The sequence below is a fragment of the Occallatibacter sp. genome (genome assembly GCF_049802275.1).
Classification (GTDB): Bacteria; Acidobacteriota; Terriglobia; order Terriglobales; family Acidobacteriaceae; genus Telmatobacter.
This window is the reverse complement of sequence record NZ_JBARMD010000644.1, coordinates 1-2,742: the sequence shown is the minus strand read 5'-3', so window position 1 is coordinate 2,742 and position 2,742 is coordinate 1. Positions and strand designations below refer to the sequence as shown.

Sequence of the window (2,742 nt, the reverse complement as noted above, 5' to 3'; positions counted from 1 at the left end):
GCATTGCGCAGGCCACCTGGTCGCCAAGGCATGCGGCAGGAAGCCCGTTGATCAGTACGTTGGGCGTGCCAGGGCCGACGATGACGCCGGGATGTCCGATGGGGTCAAAGATGCGAGCGGCAAAGGGCATGGGCAGGATCCTTTAGTTGATGTTGACCATTCCGCCAAGAATGTTGACGGTGGCACCGACGAGATTCAGCACGCCGGCGGCAGTGACGTTCACGTTGCCACTGGAGGCGATGGAGATGCCGTCGGGGGTCATGTTGACGACGTCTTCTCCTGCCACGATCTGAATTGCAGGAGGGCCGGTGGGAGGACCGAGATTGATGAGGTTTGATCCAGAAAGGAGTTGAATGCCCGCGGGCGAAATGAGGATGGTCTGGCCGGTCGATTCGACCTGGATCATGATGCTGGGCGGAATTTCAGTGATCATGATCTGGTTTTGCGCCTGGGTTTTAATCACGCGGATTTGAGGAACCGGCGAGGGCAATGGCGGAGGGCTGATGACACTCCACAGACTGCCGAGAACGTAGGGAGCGTTGGTATCGCCCTGCTCGAATGCAATCAGGACCTCGTCGCCGGGATTGGGAATCATGTAGTAGCCGTGCAGGGGGCCGGCCATAGGCGAAGCGACGCGCGCCCAGGGGCTCAAATCCACGCTGTCGATAAACGGGAGCTGCACCTGAACCCGGCCGAGCATAAGGGGATCGAGGATGTTGATGACACGTCCGGTGCATACTCCGTAGAACTTTTTTTTGATGCCGTCGATGGAGATCTCCATCTTTTCGAAGATGCTTTCGATCACGGGATGAGCTCCTTGCGAACTTCAAAGACTGTTTTGTAGCCGCTGCCATCGATGGTGTGGGTGGCGCTGGATACGCGGTAATCTCCGCTGAAATCGGGGCCGACACCCTCGATGCGGATCATGGCGCCGGCGCGGATCCTCGGGTCACCGACGCAGGATCCGGTACCGGTGAGGCGGTTGTTCAACTTCTCGCGTATCTCGCGAGCGACGACGAGGGCGCTGTTGGTGATGTCGGCGGGGCTGGCGATGGGTTGATCGATAATCTCCAGAACCGAGCCGAGCATCGATTGCATGCTGGCGGCCGCAGCGCCGGGCACAACCGAGATGACGATGCTCTCGCGATCGAAGTCGTAGCCGACCGCCACCAGGAAATCGAGAGGAATCTCTCGCAGCACAAATCGCATGGCAACAGCAGCGACCTGTCCGATGGTGGATACCTTGGGAGAAAAGTCCAACATGTTCTGTCCCCAGGCCAGGGTGAGGCGGGGCGTGTAGTCCTTGAGAAAACGGGAAAGGTAGAGCACGTTGCCGTCTACCCAGAAGTCGGCGTCGTAGGTGGTGGCCACTTCCTTGAGGAGTTCGAAATCGCTTTGGCCTCTCTGCTTGCGTCCCGTTCCGCCGAAGATATAGTTGACGGCGGCGATGGCCGTTGACCCGGCAAGGATCGCGGGATCGATGGCGGGGATGAGCAGGTTCTCCGCGCCAAGAATGGCAGCGATGATCGCATCCGGCAGAAATCCGAAGCCGCGGGCGACTTTGCCACGCGTCAATCGATTCAGATAATCGTGCGCGACTACGGTCATACCGGGCATGCCGCCGTTGGGGAACGTGACATTCACACCGGTGATTTCGCCGAGGAATACGTCTTCGAGGGGGTTGGGCGCGTAGCCGATGGAAAGCTGGAACTTGTTGTCGATGTCGAAGGTGCCGGCCGGCGCCGCCTGCAGCGCTCCGACGGGACCGAGGGTGATGGAAGTGGGGAACGGCTGAAATCCCAATCCACGGATGTGATTCTGGAGCAGCTTGAGGTAGGGATTCGCGACGGACATTTCCACGCGGCTGGCGACGTCGCGGCCTTCTTCGTAGCGCACGCTGGTGACCGCGGTGCGGACCTGGGCGGGCAGATTCTGGCCGTTGATCTGGATGGTGTAGTCCGGCACGTATTGCGGATAGGCAGCCATTTACGCAAGCACCTCCCCGGTTTCCGGATCGATGAAGGGAAGCGGAGGTATCTGCAAGGACTGGCCGGCTGTGAGTTCGCGGGGATCGTCAACTTCATTGACGATTGCAATCGGCCTCCACTGTGCGGGATCGCCATAGATGGCGGCGGCGATGGCGCTCAGCGTTTCTCCGGCGATGACGATGTGGGCCTTGGTGTAGGTCGAAGTCTGACGGTTGACTTCCTTCGCTTCGCGCTCGGGATCGATGTATTCGTTGAAGGTGCAGCTGATGCGCGCCCGGGCAGGACGGCCATCGGGGAGAAAAAGGATGAATTTCTGGCTAGCGCGCGCCAGCACGCAGCGGAATTGCAGCGAGGCCCAGGAGATCTGAATGATTGGCGGAGCGTGAAGGTCGCCGTTGATCTTGAGAAGATCCAGTAGATTTGCGATCTGATCCCGAACATCGGTGTGCGCCTCATAAGTGTCGAAGAACAATTCCATTTCGAGCGTTCGCATGTTTCCGTGCACGAACTGCAGGATGGGCCCGCTGAGGCCGGGAACGTTTTGCGATGCGAAATTGTTGTCCTTGTTGATGGTGTACTCTTCGGGGTTGAACATTACCTCGAACTGATTTCCCGTAGCTTCAACGAGAATTTTGGCTTTGGCGAGGGGCATGGCTCAGATCCTCCCCGTGCGTTCGCGCCATGCGCTCACGCGGTGATCGATTTGACGCATCACCGTTTCGGCGATCTGGTCTACGTTGACGGCCGCAGCGGG

At 59.2% G+C, this 2,742-nt stretch carries 4 protein-coding genes; all 4 read right to left on the bottom strand.

Translation table 11 applies throughout. From position 1 onward, the window contains the following. A partial coding sequence (locus tag WA354_RS21715; protein WP_472815111.1) for a PAAR domain-containing protein occupies positions 1-130 on the bottom strand: 130 nt, incomplete at its 3' end. A 12-nt stretch (positions 131-142) separates the two neighbouring features. Continuing rightward, positions 143-805 carry a phage baseplate assembly protein V gene (locus WA354_RS21710; RefSeq protein ID WP_472815110.1) on the bottom strand — a complete coding sequence of 221 codons (663 nt, stop codon included), beginning with the start codon at positions 803-805 and terminating at the stop codon, positions 143-145. After that, complete coding sequence (locus tag WA354_RS21705) at positions 802-1,986, bottom strand: phage late control D family protein (protein ID WP_472815109.1); 1,185 nt, start codon at positions 1,984-1,986, stop codon at positions 802-804. Before WA354_RS21705 ends, WA354_RS21710 begins: the two co-directional genes overlap by 4 nt. Beyond that, a complete protein-coding gene (locus tag WA354_RS21700) occupies positions 1,987-2,640 on the bottom strand; it encodes a CIS tube protein (RefSeq protein ID WP_472815108.1) in 654 nt (217 codons plus the stop codon). Positions 2,641-2,742 lie beyond the last annotated feature (102 nt).